The organism is Proteus cibi (genome assembly GCF_003144405.1).
GTDB lineage: Bacteria > Pseudomonadota > Gammaproteobacteria > Enterobacterales > Enterobacteriaceae > Proteus > Proteus cibi.
The window spans coordinates 175,611-194,986 of the sequence record NZ_PENW01000034.1; the positions used below are offsets into that span (position 1 = coordinate 175,611).

17 protein-coding genes and 1 pseudogene are annotated in these 19,376 nt (G+C 39.4%); 8 read left to right on the top strand and 10 right to left on the bottom strand.

From position 1 onward, the window contains the following. Window positions 1–135 precede the first annotated feature (135 nt). Together DK865_RS17855 and DK865_RS17860 are read left to right on the top strand one after the other, a co-directional pair. On the top strand, window positions 136–1,290 hold the full coding sequence (locus DK865_RS17855) for an AAA family ATPase (protein ID WP_109392471.1): 1,155 nt from the start codon (window positions 136–138) through the stop codon (window positions 1,288–1,290). Window positions 1,291–1,294: 4 nt separating this feature from the next. Beyond that, window positions 1,295–2,044, top strand: coding sequence for a hypothetical protein (locus DK865_RS17860; RefSeq protein WP_109392472.1), 750 nt, complete (start codon window positions 1,295–1,297; stop codon window positions 2,042–2,044). A 42-nt stretch (window positions 2,045–2,086) separates the two neighbouring features. Here the strand turns inward: DK865_RS17860 and DK865_RS17865 are convergent, their stop codons facing one another. The 5 genes from DK865_RS17865 to fixA form a co-directional block, all read right to left on the bottom strand. Further along, a complete protein-coding gene (locus DK865_RS17865) occupies window positions 2,087–3,412 on the bottom strand; it encodes an MFS transporter (protein WP_109392473.1) in 1,326 nt (441 codons plus the stop codon). An 86-nt stretch (window positions 3,413–3,498) separates the two neighbouring features. Next, complete coding sequence (gene fixX, locus DK865_RS17870; protein ID WP_023582978.1) at window positions 3,499–3,786, bottom strand: ferredoxin-like protein FixX; 288 nt, start codon at window positions 3,784–3,786, stop codon at window positions 3,499–3,501. Further along, window positions 3,783–5,075, bottom strand: coding sequence for an FAD-dependent oxidoreductase FixC (gene fixC / locus DK865_RS17875; protein WP_109392474.1), 1,293 nt, complete (start codon window positions 5,073–5,075; stop codon window positions 3,783–3,785). The genes fixX and fixC overlap by 4 nt, the downstream gene beginning before the upstream one ends. Before the next feature lie 57 nt (window positions 5,076–5,132). Then, a complete protein-coding gene (locus DK865_RS17880) occupies window positions 5,133–6,074 on the bottom strand; it encodes an FAD-binding protein (protein WP_023582980.1) in 942 nt (313 codons plus the stop codon). 11 nt (window positions 6,075–6,085) lie between these two features. Next, a complete protein-coding gene (gene fixA, locus DK865_RS17885) occupies window positions 6,086–6,859 on the bottom strand; it encodes a putative electron transfer flavoprotein FixA (protein ID WP_109392475.1) in 774 nt (257 codons plus the stop codon). A gap of 600 nt (window positions 6,860–7,459) precedes the next feature. Here fixA and caiT point away from each other — a divergent pair. The 6 genes from caiT (at window position 7,460) to caiE (ending at window position 14,574) form a co-directional block, all read left to right on the top strand. After that, entirely contained in the window at window positions 7,460–8,974 is a 1,515-nt protein-coding gene (gene caiT, locus DK865_RS17890) for an L-carnitine/gamma-butyrobetaine antiporter (protein ID WP_023582982.1), read from the top strand. Window positions 8,975–9,015: 41 nt separating this feature from the next. Next, window positions 9,016–10,158, top strand: coding sequence for a crotonobetainyl-CoA dehydrogenase (gene caiA / locus DK865_RS17895; RefSeq protein ID WP_109392476.1), 1,143 nt, complete (start codon window positions 9,016–9,018; stop codon window positions 10,156–10,158). 69 nt (window positions 10,159–10,227) lie between these two features. After that, a complete protein-coding gene (gene caiB, locus DK865_RS17900) occupies window positions 10,228–11,448 on the top strand; it encodes an L-carnitine CoA-transferase (RefSeq protein ID WP_109392477.1) in 1,221 nt (406 codons plus the stop codon). Between the two features lie 74 nt (window positions 11,449–11,522). Next, window positions 11,523–13,079 (top strand): crotonobetaine/carnitine-CoA ligase, encoded by a 1,557-nt coding sequence (gene caiC / locus DK865_RS17905; protein WP_109392478.1) that lies wholly within the window; start codon window positions 11,523–11,525, stop codon window positions 13,077–13,079. Between the two features lie 76 nt (window positions 13,080–13,155). Then, window positions 13,156–13,941, top strand: a complete 786-nt coding sequence (gene caiD, locus DK865_RS17910) for a crotonobetainyl-CoA hydratase (protein WP_109392479.1) — start codon at window positions 13,156–13,158, stop codon at window positions 13,939–13,941. A gap of 39 nt (window positions 13,942–13,980) precedes the next feature. Then, window positions 13,981–14,574, top strand: a complete 594-nt coding sequence (gene caiE / locus DK865_RS17915; RefSeq protein ID WP_023582987.1) for a carnitine operon protein CaiE — start codon at window positions 13,981–13,983, stop codon at window positions 14,572–14,574. A 74-nt stretch (window positions 14,575–14,648) separates the two neighbouring features. On the opposite strand, the gene caiF is transcribed toward caiE, so the two are convergent. From caiF to DK865_RS19095, 5 genes and pseudogenes are all read right to left on the bottom strand, one after another. Next, entirely contained in the window at window positions 14,649–15,041 is a 393-nt protein-coding gene (gene caiF, locus DK865_RS17920; RefSeq protein ID WP_023582988.1) for a carnitine metabolism transcriptional regulator CaiF, read from the bottom strand. A 573-nt stretch (window positions 15,042–15,614) separates the two neighbouring features. Next, window positions 15,615–16,277: a fructose-6-phosphate aldolase gene (gene fsa / locus DK865_RS17925; RefSeq protein ID WP_109392480.1), complete on the bottom strand. Its 663-nt coding sequence runs from the start codon at window positions 16,275–16,277 to the stop codon at window positions 15,615–15,617. A 282-nt stretch (window positions 16,278–16,559) separates the two neighbouring features. Beyond that, window positions 16,560–17,186: a lytic polysaccharide monooxygenase gene (locus tag DK865_RS17930; protein ID WP_109392481.1), complete on the bottom strand. Its 627-nt coding sequence runs from the start codon at window positions 17,184–17,186 to the stop codon at window positions 16,560–16,562. Window positions 17,187–17,883: 697 nt separating this feature from the next. Next, a complete protein-coding gene (locus DK865_RS17935) occupies window positions 17,884–18,687 on the bottom strand; it encodes a putative adhesin (protein ID WP_407681502.1) in 804 nt (267 codons plus the stop codon). Beyond that, a pseudogene (locus tag DK865_RS19095) lies at window positions 18,682–18,795 on the bottom strand (RHS repeat-associated core domain-containing protein); the annotation flags it as partial. The gene DK865_RS17935 and the pseudogene DK865_RS19095, both read right to left, overlap by 6 nt. Window positions 18,796–19,376: the final 581 nt, after the last annotated feature.

Below are 19,376 nucleotides of genomic sequence, written 5' to 3' on the forward strand. Positions count from 1 at the left end.
TTTAAAAATGAATTTTCATCATCTTTCTTGGAATAATAATTATTAAATAAATCAAATTCAAAAGTCAGATGCCATCAACAAAAGATATGATTAATCTTTCAATATAAATAATGAAAATACACTTAAGGATCAAAAATGATTACACGAATTTATATTGATAACTTCAAATCATTACTCAATTTTGAACTGCACTTATCACCTTTCACTTGCCTTATTGGATTAAATGGTGCCGGGAAAAGTACCGTTTTACAAGCTATGGATTTTTCAAGCGCCTTAATGCTTGGGAAAGTAAAAAAATGGTTAGATGAACGTCGTTGGGCACCTAAAGAACTTAATTCAGGTTTAGTTACACGAAAGAACATTCAAATACATATTGATTTGGTTATAGACAATATAAATTATCGCTGGCAAGCCTCTTTCAATCGACAAATGTTATGTTGTACACATGAACAACTTTTTGAAGTCGATAATAATGGCAATTTAGAAACTCTATTTCTTTTAAAAGATGGACGTTATTCCGTAAATAACCGTTTAGAAACAGTATCATTTGAATATGAAGGTTCTATTCTTTCTCAATTAAAAGATGAAATTCTTGGCAAAAAAATAAAAACGATAAAAGAGCGCTTATGTGCTTTACGCTCTCTCGATTTATTATCACCTCAATCGTTACGTCAAAAAGTACGAAAAACTGAACGACACGATATCGGTATGGGGGGAGAACAACTTTCTGCGTTTTTACATCAACTTAAAATCGAACAAAAAAGTATTCTTCTTAAACAATTACAAGAGTACTATCCTCAAATTACCGAAATTAGAACAACTGTACAACGCTCTGGTTGGATACAATTGAAAATCAATGAGAAGTTTATTGTTGATGAAAAAGAAATCAGCTTAACCACCGAAGCGCGCCATATTAATGATGGTATGCTGAGATTACTCGCCATTTTAGCGCAACAATTTAGTGATTTAGAAACATTACTTTTTGATGAAATTGAAAATGGTATTAATCCAGAAATCACCGAAAAAATTGTTGATGCCCTTGTTGCCTCACCGAAACAAATCGTTGTCACAACACACAGTCCAATGGTTTTAAATTACCTAGAAGATGATGTTGCAAGAGAAGCTGTTGTACTCATTTATAGAAGAAAAAATGGTGAAGTTGGAGCAGTCAAATTCTTTGATTTAGCATCAGCAAATAAAAAATTAAAAACTCTCGCTCCTGGTGATGCCATGTTAGATCTCTACTTAACTGCAATGGCAAAAGAAGCTGATACTTTATTAGGGAAGTAATGGAATGCTAACTCACTTATTAGTTACTGGCGAAGGCGCTACAGATATGGGTGTTCCTAATAATCAGCAAAATATTTGCACTGGGGATAACTATAATATTGGTGCAATGGCAATAGTTGCAGTCAAAGTTTTACAACACTATTTACCCGATTGGAATAGTGATAATTTAAACTTTGATGAGCCTGAAAGTTGGATAACCTATATTGGCGGTAATAGACTGGCTGAGTTAGCTAAAAATAAACAAATTTTTAAGCCAAGTAAGAAATTAGCCAAAGGCTTTATCGAGCATGCACATAGAGCAGCAGTAATGACAGAATATGCTTATGATCATACTCACCAATTGGGAATTTACTTTCATGATGCGGATAAAGGGTCAATATCTCATTTTATTGATGCTATAACATTAGGGGCTAATAGTTTCGATGATGACGCTGGTTACCCACCTATAGTTGCCATGATCCCTAAGCCTACCTCAGAAGCTTGGTTTATCTGCGCTAAAAAAAGATCACCTTATACCCATTGTGCGCAACTAGAACATGATTTATCAGGTAACGACAGCGCATCGCCTGAAAATTCACCTAAGCGAGTTTTAGCGTCCCTTCTTGGTGTTGATGATTGCACAACCCCCATTCAATTAGATTTAGCAAGAGAATGTAATATTGAACAAATTGATATGCCGAGTTTTAACCAATTTAAAACAGACTTACACCAAGCAATAACTAAAATATGTGGCACAACACGAGTGCCTTTGTAATAACATTTAAATAGAGATTGAATACCTCAATCTCTATTCTATTCATTTCGTACCTCGCCGCATTGGCATGGTTGAGGTTTGATTGAGTGTTAATCCTTTGGTTTCTGGTGCAAACAACACGGATACCATCATACCAAATAAAGAAATTGCCGCGCCCACCAGCATCGTTGTATTAATACCATAATTTGCAATAAATGCCGGTAATGCACAGGTTGAAACCACCGTTCCTATTCGGCTAATAGACATAATCACACCGACTGCCGATGCACGAATATCGGTTGGAAACAATTCGTTAGGATAGAGCCATTGTAAAATTCCCGGACCACCAGAAAAAAACGCGTAAGTCGCAAAGGCTAAGATAACAAACAGGATAGGGAGATCAGGAAAGACACCTAGCACCAATAATGCCAATGTCATCATGCCAAAACTACCAATCAATAATGGGCGTCGTCCAGTTTGGTTTAACCAGAACATCGCGGGAATACACCCAAACATAAAAAACAAGCTGATCACCACATTACCGAGTGCAGCACTTCTTCCCGCATCCCACCCTAATAAACCGACAATTTGTGGCCCAAAGGTATAAATGGCAAACATCGGGATCACTTGGCAAGTCCAAATCACCGCAACAAACAGAACAAAAGAGAAATGACGTTTATTAAACAGTTCGATAAAACGGGTTGTTTTGGCATCTTCCGCTTCAAATACCACCGGCTCACCAAAGAGTTTTATCATCATCTCATTACACTCTTTAATACGCCCTTTGCGTATTAACCACAGCGGGGATTCAGGCAAATCGAAACGACCAATTAAAATAATAACGCAAGGGATAAAAGCACTGCCCAGCATCCAACGCCAGCCATCGTCAATATCATATAGAAGATAACCGACTAAGTTGGCGCAAGTCGCCCCGATATACCACATTGCAGCAATAAAACCGACGGCAAAAGCACGTTGTTTTTTATTGGAAAACTCAGTGATCATTGAGGTCGCAATCGGATAATCGGCACCAATCACAATGCCAATAAGGAATCGCATCACCAACAGCCCTACAGGCGTTGAAACAAACATCGTGGCGATAGAAATAATGGCGATAGCCACAATATCGACAAGAAACATTTTACGGCGACCCACTTTGTCACAAATATACCCAAAGAGGGATGTACCAATAAAAAGCCCTGCTAACGTTGCCGCACCAAGCAGACCAATCCATCGCGTATCAAGCTGTAATAATGGTGTGAGTTGCTCTAACGCGACACCGATGATCACTAATACATAGCCATCAAGAAAAGGGCCGCCACTCCCCCATAACATCACTCGACGATGTACAGAGGTAAAACGAATATCATCAAAGTTTCTGGGTTGCATGACTGCGTCCTGGTATTTTTTCTAAATAAAACAAAAAAGAAAAGCTCCCAGGCCGGAGACAGCACTGGGAGAAAAGTAGCGATACATCATCCGTAACGATATTCCACACCAAAGGTTCCGCGTGGGTATTCCCATTTTTCAAGCGCACTGTCTAAACCAAGAATTCGACACGTTCCACACTCTAAGCACCCGGCATAATCAAAACTAATGGTGCCATCTTCTTGTTTTTTATAAAGACCCGCTGGGCATGCTTTGACTAAGGTTTCTAACACCTGCATATCAGGTTGCTCTTTGACGACGATATGTGGATTTTCCTCATCGACATTAAATTTATTGATGCCTAATTTGACATCGACATTTACGGGAGAACTCATATTGCTTTTACTCCTTTGATCCCATCTTTAATCAGATTCATCCAACCAACTTTTTTGCTGTGGCGCATGATGGTTTTACGCATGGGGACTGGCGCTTCACCGGTTACGGTAAAGAGATCTTTTGCAATACCAACGACCATTTCAGGGTAAGCGGTGAACATACGAGGGTTATCAAGTAAATCAGGCATACGCTGATAGGCTTTCATATCACGTAAAGGGCCCTCTTCTAAATATTTAAGATATTCATTAAGGGTTTGTTTACTAAAATCGTTTTTCTCCATTGCCGATAGCACTGTTTTTGCAGCGGCTTCGCCGGATGCCATCGCTAAATCCATGCCTCGGATAGTAAAGCCAAGGTTCATACACATCCCTGCCGCATCACCCGCAATCAATACGCCATCGCGTACCAATTCGTTTTGCATTCTTAACCCAGCTTCAGGAACAACGTGCGCACCGTATTCCACCATTTTTCCGCCTTCAATTAGCGGCGCCACAACGGGATGCTGTTTAAAATCTTCCAGCATTTGTGGTACCGATTTTTTAGCGTCTTTAATATGGTGAAGCCCACAGACAAGACCTAAAGAAAGCGTGGTTTTATTGGTATATAAAAAACCACCGCCCATTAATCCATCAGTAGGCGAACCGGCAAATAACCACGCCGCACCTTCGTTATCTTTTAGGTTGAAACGATCTTTAATCACACTTTCAGGTAATTCGATGATCTCTTTTACGCCCACCGCCACATTTTCAGCAGCAACACGTTTCGTCATACCTAGCTGTTCAGCCAAGATAGAGTTCACACCATCCGCGAGGATCACTGCTTTTGCTTCTAGCACATCGCCATCTGCCTCAACACCGACAATCTTTCCATCACGTTCAACAAGCTTGTCAACACGAATTCCGGTAATGCACTGCGCTCCTGCATTCTCAGCTTGTTCCATTAGCCACTGATCAAACTCACCACGCAAAACAGACCAAGAGGCGGTTTTTGGGTTCTTTCCTTCGGTATTTTGGTAATCAATCGTCATTGCGCCTGTTTCAGTCATAAATGACAATTTTTCATGAGTCATAACGCGTTCAACAGGCGCTTGTTGCGCAAACTCAGGAATGATGCGCTCAAGAGTATGTGCATACAGACGACCACCGGTGACATTTTTCCCACCAGCGTAGTTACCTCTTTCTATTAGCAATACTTGTGCGCCTTCTCTTGCCAAAACAAGTGCAGCGACTGATCCTGCTAATCCTGCACCAACAATAATGGCATCGAAAATATCTTCGGAATCGGACATAACATCTCCAGAATTTGCGATAAACAGCAGAGAAGTTGCCTTCTCTGCTTAAATAAATCAGTTAGATAATTGATGAGTTAATGCAGGTAAAATCTTCATTAAATCACCGACAATGCCGTAGTCAGCGAATTGGAAGATAGGTGCATTTTTGTCTTTATTGATAGCAACAATGGTTTGTGCGCCATTCGCGCCGACCATATGTTGAATTTGTCCTGATATACCCGCAGCAAGATAAAGCTCAGGCTTTAACATTAAGTTGGAGATACCCACATAACGCTCGTGTTCCATCCATTTTTCGTTTTCCGCAACAGGACGAGAACAGGCAATTTCTGCCCCAATGGCTTTCGCTAACGCTTCTGCAATAGCGATATTTTCTTTACTGCCGATACCGCGACCCACACTGACAACAAAGCGTGCTTTATCTAAATCAACCGAGTTCACTTCACGAGGTTGTACAGCGTCACGCACAATAGTTTGAGTAGGTGCAATCCATGCAACGGCTTGCGCGGTTCCTGTTGCAGATGCATTCTCTTGTGCGGGTTCAAACGCACCCACACTTGCCGTTACAACACAGTAAGGGGTTTTCAAGGTTTCATCACCAAATGCCAAACCACCGTAAACCATGTGTTTTGTGACTAATGCATCTCCATCTGCATTTAAAGATTGTGCATCATTAGAAACAACCGCGTCTAAACGATGACCTAAACGTGCTGCGACTAATTTTCCGCGACGTGTATTAGGCAGTAACACTAAACCGGCATCACCCTTTTGTTTGATGGTTTCAACCATGCTTTGTGCATAGTCTTCAATAATGCGGTCGTCAGGTTTACCTTCTAATTGGAAAACGGCTGTTGCACCTAATTTAAATGCCGCAACACTTTGCTCATCATTCAATGTAAATACATTAATAGATTGTCCTAATGAAGCAGCGCCACCCATTAATTCTGGTAAACGGGAAAGTGCATCACTAAATACCCAAACAGTTGAAAACTGGCTCATAACTCCCCCTATTACTTAAGAATTTTACGTAAATGTTCTGCCAACTCAGCAATCTGATCATCACCATCACCTTCAATAATGATGCGTTGACGAACTTTCTGTTTTGGTGCAGCCACTTTTTGCTCTGAACGTGCAGTAATCACATCCAGATCCAGATCGGCAACACTCCATTGCTGAACAGGTTTCTTAGCGGCGCCAAGAATCGCTTTCATCGAAGGAATTTGAGGTGTGTTAATATCGGTAGATACCGCGATAATGGCAGGTAATGAAATTGTCAGTGTTTCGATTTCATTTTCTAATTCACGCTCAACCGTAATTGAATCATTAGAAAGAGAAACAATTTTGTTAATACCGTTTATTGCTGGAATATTTAGAATTTCACCCACCAGCAGGCTAACTTGTTGTGAACTTAGATCCGCAGATCCATCACCACAAAGAATTAAGTCATAACCTTTTTTAGTTGCAGCCGCAGCCAGTGCAACCGCTGTTTGGTAAGGCAAAGAGGCTTCAAACTGGTCATCAACCACAACCACTAAATCATCAGCACCACGAGAAAGAACATCTTTACGTGCTTTCGCATTTGTCAGCGCTTTACCGCCAACACTCATTGCCGTGATTTGAATGCCCTCAAGTTGAGTCTTAAGCTGATTAGCGGCTTCAATCGCATTTAAATCATATTGGCTGATTTTGGTGTTAGCACGAGAAAAATCCAGCGAACTGTCTGCGCTATTTACCGTAATATCCTGCTCATCGGGAACACTCTTGTAACATGTAATAATATTCATTACATCTCCTGAAATTAATAAATAATGTCATTTACTCTGGCAATGTAATATAGAATTAACACAATTAAGCGTTTAAAAAATTAAACCTAGGTCACCAATATTGAACATTAACAAATAAAGAATGGATAGGTTTCAATATTGCTAAACATATCACCAATATTGAAATTAGTTTTAATTGAAGTGAACAACTTTCAATATTGCTACATCGATCAACAATATTGAACATAATAAATATAATGGTATTTAACGTTCAATATTGCCACCAAGATCAACAATATTGAAAGACGGAATATAACAACTCCATTACATACAAGGTTATACCAATAATTATCAATCAGTTACAATGAAAATAAAACGTTATAAAACGTAACATAAAATCGACAAAAAGAATAGTGTGAAGTGAATAACAGAATGGTTTTCTTATAATATCCATTATTCATCATCATTAATCGATTTGTGAATTAGCCAATTACTTTATTTTTCTATTATGATGAAACGCCAATAGACGGAATATTCATAAATAAACTTAAATGTTTTATTAGATATTAGGAATTAACACCACTTAAACTTCTGCGTTAAATATATTTGGAAAATTTACCTATGAGCAAAGATAATAAAAAGGCAGGAATAGAACCGAAGGTTTTTTTTCCGCCATTAATCATTGTTGGTATATTATGCTGGCTAACAGTACGTGATCTTGACGCTTCAAATGAAGTGATTAATGCCGTATTCAGCTATGTTACCAATGTGTGGGGTTGGGCCTTCGAATGGTATATGGTCATTATGTTCGGGGGGTGGTTTTGGTTAGTCTTCGGTCGTTATGCCAATAAACGTTTAGGAGAAGATAAACCTGAATTTAGTACCGCAAGCTGGATCTTTATGATGTTTGCGTCTTGTACATCCGCCGCCGTCCTCTTCTGGGGTTCGATCGAAATCTATTACTATATTTCAAGCCCGCCTTTTGGAATGGAAGCTTATTCAACTCAAGCTAAAGAAATTGGTCTCGCTTACAGCCTGTTTCACTGGGGTCCTTTACCTTGGGCAACGTATAGTTTTCTTTCTGTTGCATTCGCTTACTTCTTCTTTGTTCGCAAAATGGAAGTTATCCGTCCAAGTAGTACCTTAACCCCATTAATTGGTGAAAAACACGTTAATGGTTTATTCGGTACTATTGTTGATAACTTCTACTTAGTCGCCTTAATTTTAGCCATGGGGACAAGTCTGGGGTTAGCCACACCGCTTGTCACTGAGTGTATTCAATACTTATTTGGTATTCCTCATACCCTACAATTAGACGCCATTATTATCTCTTGCTGGATCTTATTAAACGCAATTTGCGTGGCATTTGGTCTGCAAAAAGGGGTGAAAATTGCCAGCGATGTGCGTACTTACCTCAGTTTCTTAATGTTGGGTTGGGTATTTATCGTCGGTGGTGCAAGTTTCATTGTTAACTACTTCACTGATTCAGTGGGTACGTTGATGATGTATATGCCTCGTATGCTGTTCTATACAGACCCTATCGGTAAAGGTGGATTCCCTCAAGGTTGGACTGTCTTCTATTGGGCATGGTGGGTTATTTACGCCATCCAAATGAGTATCTTCTTAGCGCGTATCTCTAAAGGCCGTACTGTCCGTGAATTGTGTTTAGGGATGGTGTCAGGTTTAACCGCAGGGACTTGGTTAATTTGGACAATCCTTGGCGGTAACACCTTACAACTGATTGACCAAAACATTCTTAACATTCCACAACTGATTGAACAATACGGTGTACCGCGCGCCATTATCGAAACATGGGCGGCATTACCGTTAAGCACAGCGACAATGTGGGGCTTCTTTATCCTCTGCTTTATTGCCACTGTCACTTTAATTAACGCCTGTTCTTACACACTGGCAATGTCCACTTGTCGCTCTATGAAAGAAGGCTCTGAGCCACCTTTATTAGTGCGCATCGGTTGGTCTGTGCTGGTCGGTATTATCGGCATCATTCTGCTAGCCCTTGGCGGTTTAAAACCTATTCAAACCGCTATTATCGCTGGGGGATGCCCACTATTTTTCGTCAATATCATGGTCACCTTGTCCTTTATTAAAGATGCCAAAGTACATTGGAAAGACTGATCCGCTATACGCAAAGAATGACATATTAAGAGGTTATTAACATGGATTTTAGATTGAATGATGAGCAGGAACTGTTTGTTGACGGTGTCCGCGAATTAATGGCAAGTGAAAACTGGGAAGCTTATTTCGCACAGTGTGATCGCGAAAGTAAATACCCAGAACGTTTTGTCAAAGCCTTAGCGGATATGGAAATTGACAATCTGCTTATCCCTGAAGAGCACGGTGGTTTAAATGCGGGTTTTGTGACTGTTGCTGCAATCTGGATGGAGTTAGGTCGCTTAGGTGCGCCAACTTATGTGCTTTACCAATTACCGGGGGGATTTAACACCGTATTACGCGAAGGCACACAAGAGCAAATTGACAAAATTATGGCGTTCCGTGGCACAGGTAAGCAAATGTGGAACTCTGCTATCACAGAACCGGGTGCTGGCTCTGACGTCGGTAGCCTACAAACCACTTATACCCGTAAAGATGGCAAAGTTTACCTCAATGGTAGCAAATGCTTTATCACCAGTAGCGCTTATACCCCTTACGTTGTGGTGATGAGCCGTGACTCCGCATCGCCAGATAAACCTATCTTTACTGAATGGTTTGTCGATATGAGCAAACCCGGCATCAAAGTCAACAAGTTAGAAAAACTGGGTTTACGTATGGATAGCTGCTGTGAAATCACGTTCGACAACGTTGAGCTTGAAGAAAAAGACATGTTTGGTCGTGAAGGTAACGGTTTTAACCGTGTGAAAGAAGAGTTCGACCACGAACGTTTCTTAGTGGCACTCACTAACTACGGTACCGCAATGTGTGCCTTTGAAGATGCGGCGCGTTATGCCAACCAACGTGTGCAATTTGGTGAAGCAATTGGTCGTTTTCAATTAATTCAAGAAAAATTTGCCCATATGGCGATCAAACTCAATTCAATGCGCAACATGTTATATGAAACTGCATGGAAAAGTGACAATAACTTAATCACTTCCGGTGATGCGGCTATGTGTAAATACTTCTGTGCAAATGCGGCGTTTGAAGTGGTTGATAGTGCAATGCAAGTGCTTGGTGGTGTCGGTATTGCTGGCGAGCACCGTATTTCTCGTTTCTGGCGTGACCTTCGTGTTGATCGTATATCTGGTGGTTCTGATGAAATGCAGATCCTGACATTAGGACGCTCAGTACTTAAACAGTATCGCTAATTTATCACGAAAAACGCTCTCATCATTGGGTGGGAGCGTTTTCACTCAGACCACTTACGAGGTGACGCTATGACAGAACATTTACCAATGCCACAATTCGGCCCACTTTCAGGGGTTCGTGTTGTATTTTCAGGAATTGAAATTGCAGGGCCATTCGCAGGACAAATGTTTGCAGAATGGGGAGCTGAAGTGATTTGGATTGAAAACGTTGCATGGGCTGACACCATTCGCGTTCAACCTCACTACCCTCAACTTTCTCGCCGTAATTTACATGCTCTTTCACTTAATATTTTTAAAGATGAAGGTCGTGATGCCTTCCTAAAATTAATGGAAACAACCGACATCTTTATCGAAGCCAGTAAAGGTCCAGCCTTTGCACGCCGTGGTATTACTGATGAAGTGTTGTGGGAACACAACCCTAAATTAGTTATCGCGCACTTATCTGGCTTCGGTCAATATGGCGATCCGCAATACACCAACTTACCTGCCTATAACACGATTGCTCAGGCATTCAGTGGCTATTTGATCCAAAACGGTGACAAAGATCAGCCAATGCCCGCTTTCCCTTATACCGCAGACTATTTCTCAGGAATGACAGCAACCACTTCCGCGCTAGCCGCACTGTATAAGGTTCAACAAACAGGCAAAGGCGAAAGCATTGATATCGCCATGTATGAAGTGATGTTGCGCATGGGGCAATACTTCATGATGGATTATTTCAATGGTGGCGAAATCTGCCCTCGTATGACCAAAGGGAAAGATCCGTACTACGCAGGCTGTGGGCTTTACCGTTGCCAAGATGGCTTTATCGTGATGGAAGTCGTGGGGATTACGCAAATTGAAGAGATCTTCAAAGATATTGGCCTTGCACATCTTTTAGGTACACCAGAAGTGCCAGAAGGCACTCAACTTATTCACCGTATCAATTGCCCTCATGGTCAATTATTTGAAGACAAGTTAGATGAATGGTTAGCAAAACAGCCTATCACTGATGTCCTAAAACGTCTGTCTGAACTCAATATTGCCAGTGCCAAAGTGCTGACGATCCCAGAGCTTGAAGACAATCCGCAATATATCGCGCGAGAGTCTATTACCCAATGGCAAACCATGAACGGCGAAACCTGCAAAGGGCCAAATGTGATGCCTAAATTCAAAAATAATCCGGGAAAAATCTGGCGCGGTATGCCATCTCACGGCATGGACACTGACGCTATCTTAAAAAACATCGGTTATAGCGACGAACAAATCAGGGGGCTGGTCGATAAGGGACTGGCTAAAATCGTAAAGTAACACTGTAAAATTCAGGCGTTGTATAGACATAAAACACGTCTGAATTGACAGCAAAAGAATAGGGTAACAGTTTAATGGATGTGATTGGCAAACAAAACTTACGTCAAATGTGGGATGATTTGGCAGAGGTTTATGACACAAAAACAGCGCTAATTTTTGAATCCGCACAAGGGCATGTAAGACAATTTAGCTACGGTGAATTAAATGAAGAGATAAACAGAACCGCAAATCTTTTCCATGCTGGTGGCATAAAAAAAGGCGACCATGTTGCCTTACACCTTGATAACTGTCCTGAATTTTTCTTTTGCTGGTTTGGCTTGGCAAAAATAGGCGCGGTAATGGTGCCCATTAATGCGCGTTTTATGTATGAAGAAAGCGCATGGATAATCAATCACTGCCAAGCCCATTACGTGGTTACTCGCGATAATTTCTATCCAATTTACCAACCTATGTTACAGGATGAAAAAAACCCTTTAACGCAACTGTTTTTAATAACAGAAAACAGTCTCCCTGCTGAAAAAGGCGTTATCGACTTTTTAAAAGAAAAAGCCAAACATCCTGTCACGCTTAATCATCACACACCATTAAGTGTGGATGACACTGCTGAAATTCTTTTTACCTCGGGTACCACATCGCAACCTAAAGGTGTGGTTATCACACACTATAACCTACGCTTTGCGGGTTATTACTCATCATGGCAAAACGCATTACGGGAAGATGATATTTATCTTACCGTGATGCCCGCTTTTCATATTGATTGCCAATGCACGGCATCACTCCCTGCTTTTTCTGTCGGTGCCACTTTTGTTTTACTCGAAAAATACAGTGCAAGAGCCTTTTGGAAACAGATCCTTAAGTATCAAGCAACAGTAACAGAGTGCATTCCAATGATGATGAGAACCTTAATGGCACAGCCCGTTTCATCAGAAGAAAAACAACACAAATTACGTGAAGTGATGTTCTATCTCAATCTCGCCGATGAAGAGAAAGACGCCTTTATCGAACGCTTTAACGTACGATTACTCACCTCTTACGGCATGACAGAAACCATCGTGGGTTTAATCGGTGATAGACCCGGCGATAAACGCCGCTGGCCATCAATCGGTAGACCGGGTTTTTGCTATCAAGCTCAAATCAGAGACAAACAAAACAACCAAGTTCCCGATGGCGTTGTGGGTGAAATTTGCGTAAAAGGCGAGCCCGGAAAAACTATTTTTAAAGAGTATTACAACCGACCTGATGCAACAGCAAAAGCATTAGAGCCAGAGGGTTGGTTACATACTGGCGATTATGGTTACCGAGACGATGAAGGCTTTTTCTATTTCGTTGATCGCAGTTGCAATATGATCAAACGCGGTGGGGAGAACGTCTCTTGTGTTGAGATTGAAAACATCATTTCTTCACATCCTAAAATTCAAGATGTGGCGGTAATTGGTGTGCCTGACAATATTCGTGATGAGGCCATTAAAGCATTTGTCGTACTGGTTGAAAATGAGACCTTGAGTGAAGAAGAATTCTTCCATTTCTGTGAACAAAATATGGCGAAATTTAAAGTTCCCTCAGCGGTTGAGTTTAAAGAGGGTTTGCCACGTAATTGCTCAGGAAAGGTCATTAAAAAGCATTTGAAATAAGCCATAGGTTGGTTTAACCACAAATTAATCACCTCAATCATAACTGCTTATTTTTGATGACGAAAAGGAACAGAACATGAGCCAATCATTACATCTTACAACCCGTGGTTCCGTACTTGAAATTGTATTAGACCGCCCAAAAGCCAACGCGATTGATGCAAAAACCAGTCATGAAATGGGTGAAGTTTTTCTACGTTTTCGTGATGATCCCAATTTACGTGTCGCGATTATTACCGGTGCTGGTGAACGCTTTTTCTCCGCTGGGTGGGATTTAAAAGCAGCTGCAGAAGGTGAAGCCCCTGATGCAGACTTTGGTGCAGGCGGTTTTGCGGGGTTAACTGAACTTTTTGATCTTGATAAACCTGTCATTGCCGCCGTTAACGGCTATGCTTTTGGTGGCGGTTTTGAATTAGCACTCGCCGCCGACATGATGGTTTGTTCAAACAACGCCTCATTTGCTTTACCTGAAGCACAGTTAGGGATTGTACCTGACAGTGGTGGTGTTCTACGTTTACCTAAACGTTTACCACCGGCTATTGTCAATGAAATGCTGATGACTGGTCGTCGTATGAATGCTGATGAAGCACTTCGTTGGGGTATTGCAAACCGTGTTGTTAGCTCCGCTGAACTCATGGACAGCGCACGCGAACTTGCCGATCAAATCACGAATAGTGCACCACTGGCTGTAGCTGCATTAAAAGAGATTTATCGCGCTACCAGCGAGCTTTCTGTTGAAGAAGGTTACAAGCTTATGCGCAGTGGCGTGCTAACACATTATCCACGTGTTTTGCATTCAGAAGACGCCACCGAAGGGCCATTAGCCTTTGCTGAAAAACGCGCACCTGAATGGAAAGGACGGTAATTATCGTTAATCTCGATAATACAACAATGAGGAAAACTGATGAGTATCTACGCGTTTGAAGATCTTGTTCCCGTCGTACATCCGACAGCTTATGTGCATCCCTCAGCTGTCTTAATTGGTGATGTCATTATTGGTGCTGGCGTTTATATCGGCCCTTTAGCTTCACTAAGAGGCGACTATGGGCGCTTAATTATTGAGGCAGGCGCAAATCTTCAAGACGGTTGTATCATGCACGGTTATACCGATATGGATACGATCGTCAGGGAGAATGGACATATTGGACATGGTGCGATCCTTCACAGTTGTATTATCGGGCGCGACAGTTTAGTTGGCATGAACAGTGTGATTATGGATGGTGCAGTCATTGGTGAAGAAAGCATTGTTGCGGCAATGAGCTTTGTAAAAGCGGGTTTTCAAGGGCAACCCCGTCAAATGTTAATGGGCAGTCCTGCAAAACATTTCCGTGATATTACCGATCAAGACATGGAATGGAAGCGGATGAATACCCGAGAATATCAAGATTTAGCGGTACGTTGTCGTCAAAGTTTAGTGGAAACAACGCCATTAACGGCTCCTGAACCTCATCGCCCACGTTTACGTGGCACAACAGGTGTCAAGCCGAAAGGTCAGTAACAAACAGCGACAGGCGTTACAAGCGCCTGTCGTCATTATTCAATTTATCTAGTTATGAAGCAAAGTTACTTAAATTAGCGGCGTTGTGATTTTGACAACATCCATTGCCACTTTTGCTCATGGTTTAATCCATGAGGGATCATCGTTGCTAATTTTTCAGGTGAGCTTTGACTACTTTTGCCCTGAACATGTCCTTTTATACGGGAATAAAGCTGAGGATCAATATGGCTCACTTTGATCATACGTTGGCATTGGCAACCTCTACCTTCTAATTGGTTAGGTACGCTTTTCGTTTCACACTCAATTTCTTTTACATCAGAAAGAATGTAAGAGACGATATTAATTGCGTTGCATTGAGGAATATCGAATTTTTTTGCAATTTCCTTTGCACTTACCCAACGTTCTTGCTCTTGAACCCAATCAGCAATTGAAAGATAGAGTGGCTTATTCATGTATTCTTCACACATATTTACTCCAGTATCACAAATAAAATTTTATTTATCGCTAAATAAAGATAATAACTGAATATGTTAATTATCATTGCACCGCGGAGTATCGGTTTTCCCTGTTAATTAGGTAAGTTAACTACCCCATCAATATAATATTAATTTATTTTTTAACAACCAAACTCTTTAATTAACACGCCCGTCACAATTTATTATTTTGTTATTAAAGCCAAAGTAATAACAATTAAACAGAGTAAAAACAAAAATTTAATTAAATATTAAAATATAAAAAACACTTTAAGCAAAAAAACGATAATACATTGATATAAAAGCTATTTTTAACAACAAAACAAAAAACAAATAGATTATATTAATAATCCATTTATAGACTAACATTATAGTAATAGATTTGAATTTAGATTACCAGAAAGGTGGCTTATTATTAGATGTAAATCAATATTCGTTTATTTTAAGCTATATTAATCTCGTTATTAATACATTAGTAAAAGTGAAGATAAATATCTCTATATGTCCTCATCGATAAATTAAGTGCTATATAGCGTTATAGCACTCAATCTCATACTCTTCATTTGATTATAAGAAACGACGATCAAATGCAGTTTGCCAATCGTCAGCAAATCTATTTACTGCATCATCCACCACGGGTGAGCGAATAATAGAGTAAGCAAGTTCTATCGGTAATGTCACCGAAGATGCCCCCGCTAATAAACAATCAACCACTTGGCGTGGTGTTTTAAAACTCGCGGCTAAGATTTTTGTTGGTAAATTATGCATGGTGATCAGCGTTTGTAACTCTTTTACCACTCTTACACCATCAGAGCCTTGTCTATCCATTCGATGCACATAAGGGGCAATATAATCCGCGCCCGCTAATGCCGCCATTAATCCCTGAGACACACTGTAAATTGCCGTACCTAATACCAGCATATTTTTTTGTTTTAATTGTTTAATGGCGACAAGCCCGGCCTCTGTAACCGGAATTTTAATCACCGTATTATCGGCAATATTGCCAATGCGCAAAGCTTCTTCAATCATGGTATCGACATCACTGGCAATAACCTGTGCAAATAGACGACCTTTTCCTCCCATTGCCGTTTTTAATTCAGGCAATAGCGTTTCAATATCTTGTGCGGATTTAGCAATAATGGAAGGATTGGTGGTGACACCTGCAATAGGAAGAACTTGAGAGAGTTTTCTGACTTCTTCGATATCCGCGGTATCTAAATAGATTTCCATAATCGCACCTCAATGATGTTGGTTTTAAGCTAAATAATTATAGGTATATCGTAGAAAGTAGCATTGTGTGCGTGGGATTTCCAGTCGGTTCAATGAAAATAGCGCCCATGTCAAGGCGCTATTAATTAAATAATGATAATAAATGGTTATCTTTTTTATTAAATAAAAAAGATGATTTCTCATTTAAATTTAAATGAGAATTTATTTACATTTTAAAATAAATAGTATAAAAACTAATACTCTTATTGATATTAAATAATTATCTACATTAAATTAAATCGATTATTTTTTAAATTCAGCATCAATAACTTGATAAAATGCATTACCTGTATCCGCAATATCCCAAACGCCTAAAATAACCTGATAACCTGAACGCTCAGGTATATTACAATTTATCTCTACGGTTTCTGTTGGTATTTTACCATTATCATTTTGTTGGCAGAAAGGTGTTAAATCAAAAGAGTTTCGAGTAAGTGGTTTATTGACATCCCAATTTTGTTTAGTTATAAAAAATCGCCATGATGTGGTGCTATGTTTTGCCGTTAATGTCCATTTAAACGTATTCTCTCCACTTTTCATTGCGACTTTATGCCAGCGATCAGCATTCTGCTCATTTAATGCAGAAAATGTTTCATTTCCACCACTGGCAATTTTACCATCTTCAGGTCCACCTTCAGGGAAACCTTTAAGCCCTTCAACTGATTGAGGCTCATATTGTACAGGACCACAATTTTTATTAAATTTTATATTATTACTATTAGGAATAGTCGTTTTACATAACACTGCACGGCTTGGTGGGACATCAATATAGCCATGTTTTAATGTGACATCAGCTGACACTGTTGAAACAAAACCCGCTGATGATAATAATAACGTTGCAGTAAATACCATAAGTTTATTTTTCTTCATAAAAAATCCTCAATAATTATTAAAAGTTTTTAAAATATAATGATCGTTTCAATCACAATAGATATTAGTCAAAAATAGATAATTAAATATCCATTTATTAATATTTGTGAGCAATATCGCGATTTAATTTAATAACAAAATGGGACTAAAATAGTCATTTAATATTTATTAAATGATGATTGATTATTGAAACAATAAGTAAATTTATTTTTAATACTTTATTTTATCTTTTATTAAAAAGATTCAAATTATCGGTATGAAGTAAAAACACCCCAAATGAGACAGAAATGCTGTCTCTCTGGGTTGTATATTTTAACGTGATTACAATATAGCAATATACAATCGTCATTGATGTCACTCTGTAATTACGATGCATTAATGTAAACGAGTTTTCATTGAGTTAAGAAAACTAATTTTGTTCGTCTTCATATCGATAGTCACATCTTCCGACAATACTTTCACATTAACTTTTCCTGAATCCTTGGCCAATAGAGCATAACTATAACCAGCCTGCCGGAGAAACTAGGCAACTTAGCTTCAAGATTATAATCAAATGTAGCGACATTTTCTTGGACATGATCGATCTTCGTGCCTTGTTTCCCAAGATAAGTTATTGCCGAAGCTTATCTTATCGTCTTTGAGACTGACTAATAATATGTTTATTAAAAACACTATTTATTTACAGGTTTAAGTTGTTCTAAAGAATGTGATAATTCACATCATAAGTTTCGTTGTAACTCAGTATGTTACTTCGGCAAAAACCACACATGATATTTTTATAGCTGATATCATTTTTTTCTAATTCTTTTAAAACTCTTCCTAATGTTACATTTGATAGTAAGCTCTTTATATCTTTCCTATTTCTGACTATTAGAAAATCAGATCTCACCGTCTTACTATCCAATATTAAAAATTCTCTATTTAAAGATAATGCCGTAGCGACAGATTCAATTGTATCGGATTCATCTTTTGATATTACGTAGTCTTTTACTTTTCCTTTTGAATGACTACCTGATAGCCTCCATAATCCTTGGCTATTTAAAATATCAAGCGCATTTTGTGTTTTCGGGATCGTATCTTCACTCGTAATAGAAACAAATGTTTTATTTTTTCCTGTCGCGAAATTAGATACTCTAGGATCAAGTAAATACGTTTTATGTGGATTCAAGAAATGCAATGTCGTTCCTTCTGGTGGAGAAATCTCACTCTGCCCAGGGAAATATCCACCATGTGATGTAATCACTAATTGCTCCGATTGCTGGTCTGGCGTCGATATTATTTTGAAATTTTTACCTAATTTACTAATCCCATATATGAAGCCTTTTTTATATTCTGTTAATTCTTTATATTCTGTTGATAACTTATTAACAAAATGATGAGTATTTAAAGCATGCGCAGATGCTTCTGATAAATTAGCCGTTTTACTTGTACTTGTACTTGTACTTGTACTTGTACTTGTAGTTGTACTTGTAGATGCTAAAGTATCTTCTTTTAATGGCATTCGTCCATCAGGATCATGCAATGTCACAGGATTATTACGCACCATACGGTATAAATTCAGCCCATCCACCGTACCCGCGGGGTCTGCACTTAACCAACGCCCCACCCACGNGTCGTCACCGTACCTTGTGCATTAATTTGTTGTGCCGCTAGACCTTCAATATCATTAAGAGTAAAGCTCACACCATTATCAATCCCTTGAGATAAAGCAATGGCGCCACCTAAACTCACCGTTTGTTGAATATTAGGCTGAATGCTGGCGTCTGACTGTTGTGTGTCATACAGTCTGGCATCAATACTGTGTTGTAAATAACCACGCGCATGATAGTGATGGCGCGTAATACGTTCATCGGTTTTATCCAGTGAATCAGGATGACGACAATAGTTAACTTCACGAATGGACGCTCCACGATTATCATGGATCACCACGCTGGGTGTTCGAATATGTAATAATTGATTTGACATCTTTTTAATTCCGTATGGTTTTCTCTTTATCATTAATGATTATTTTATTAATCATTAATAGCGAATAAATATACTTAGTCATTAGCATATATGAGTAATCGGTTTCTAGGCTAAGTACCTTGTGATTAATTTAATCGAACTCAGTCCTTAGCCTTTAAGTATTATTAAAAAATAATAATATTTTTATTTTGATGTATATAGGCTAGCTTTCTGTTTAAGACGCTA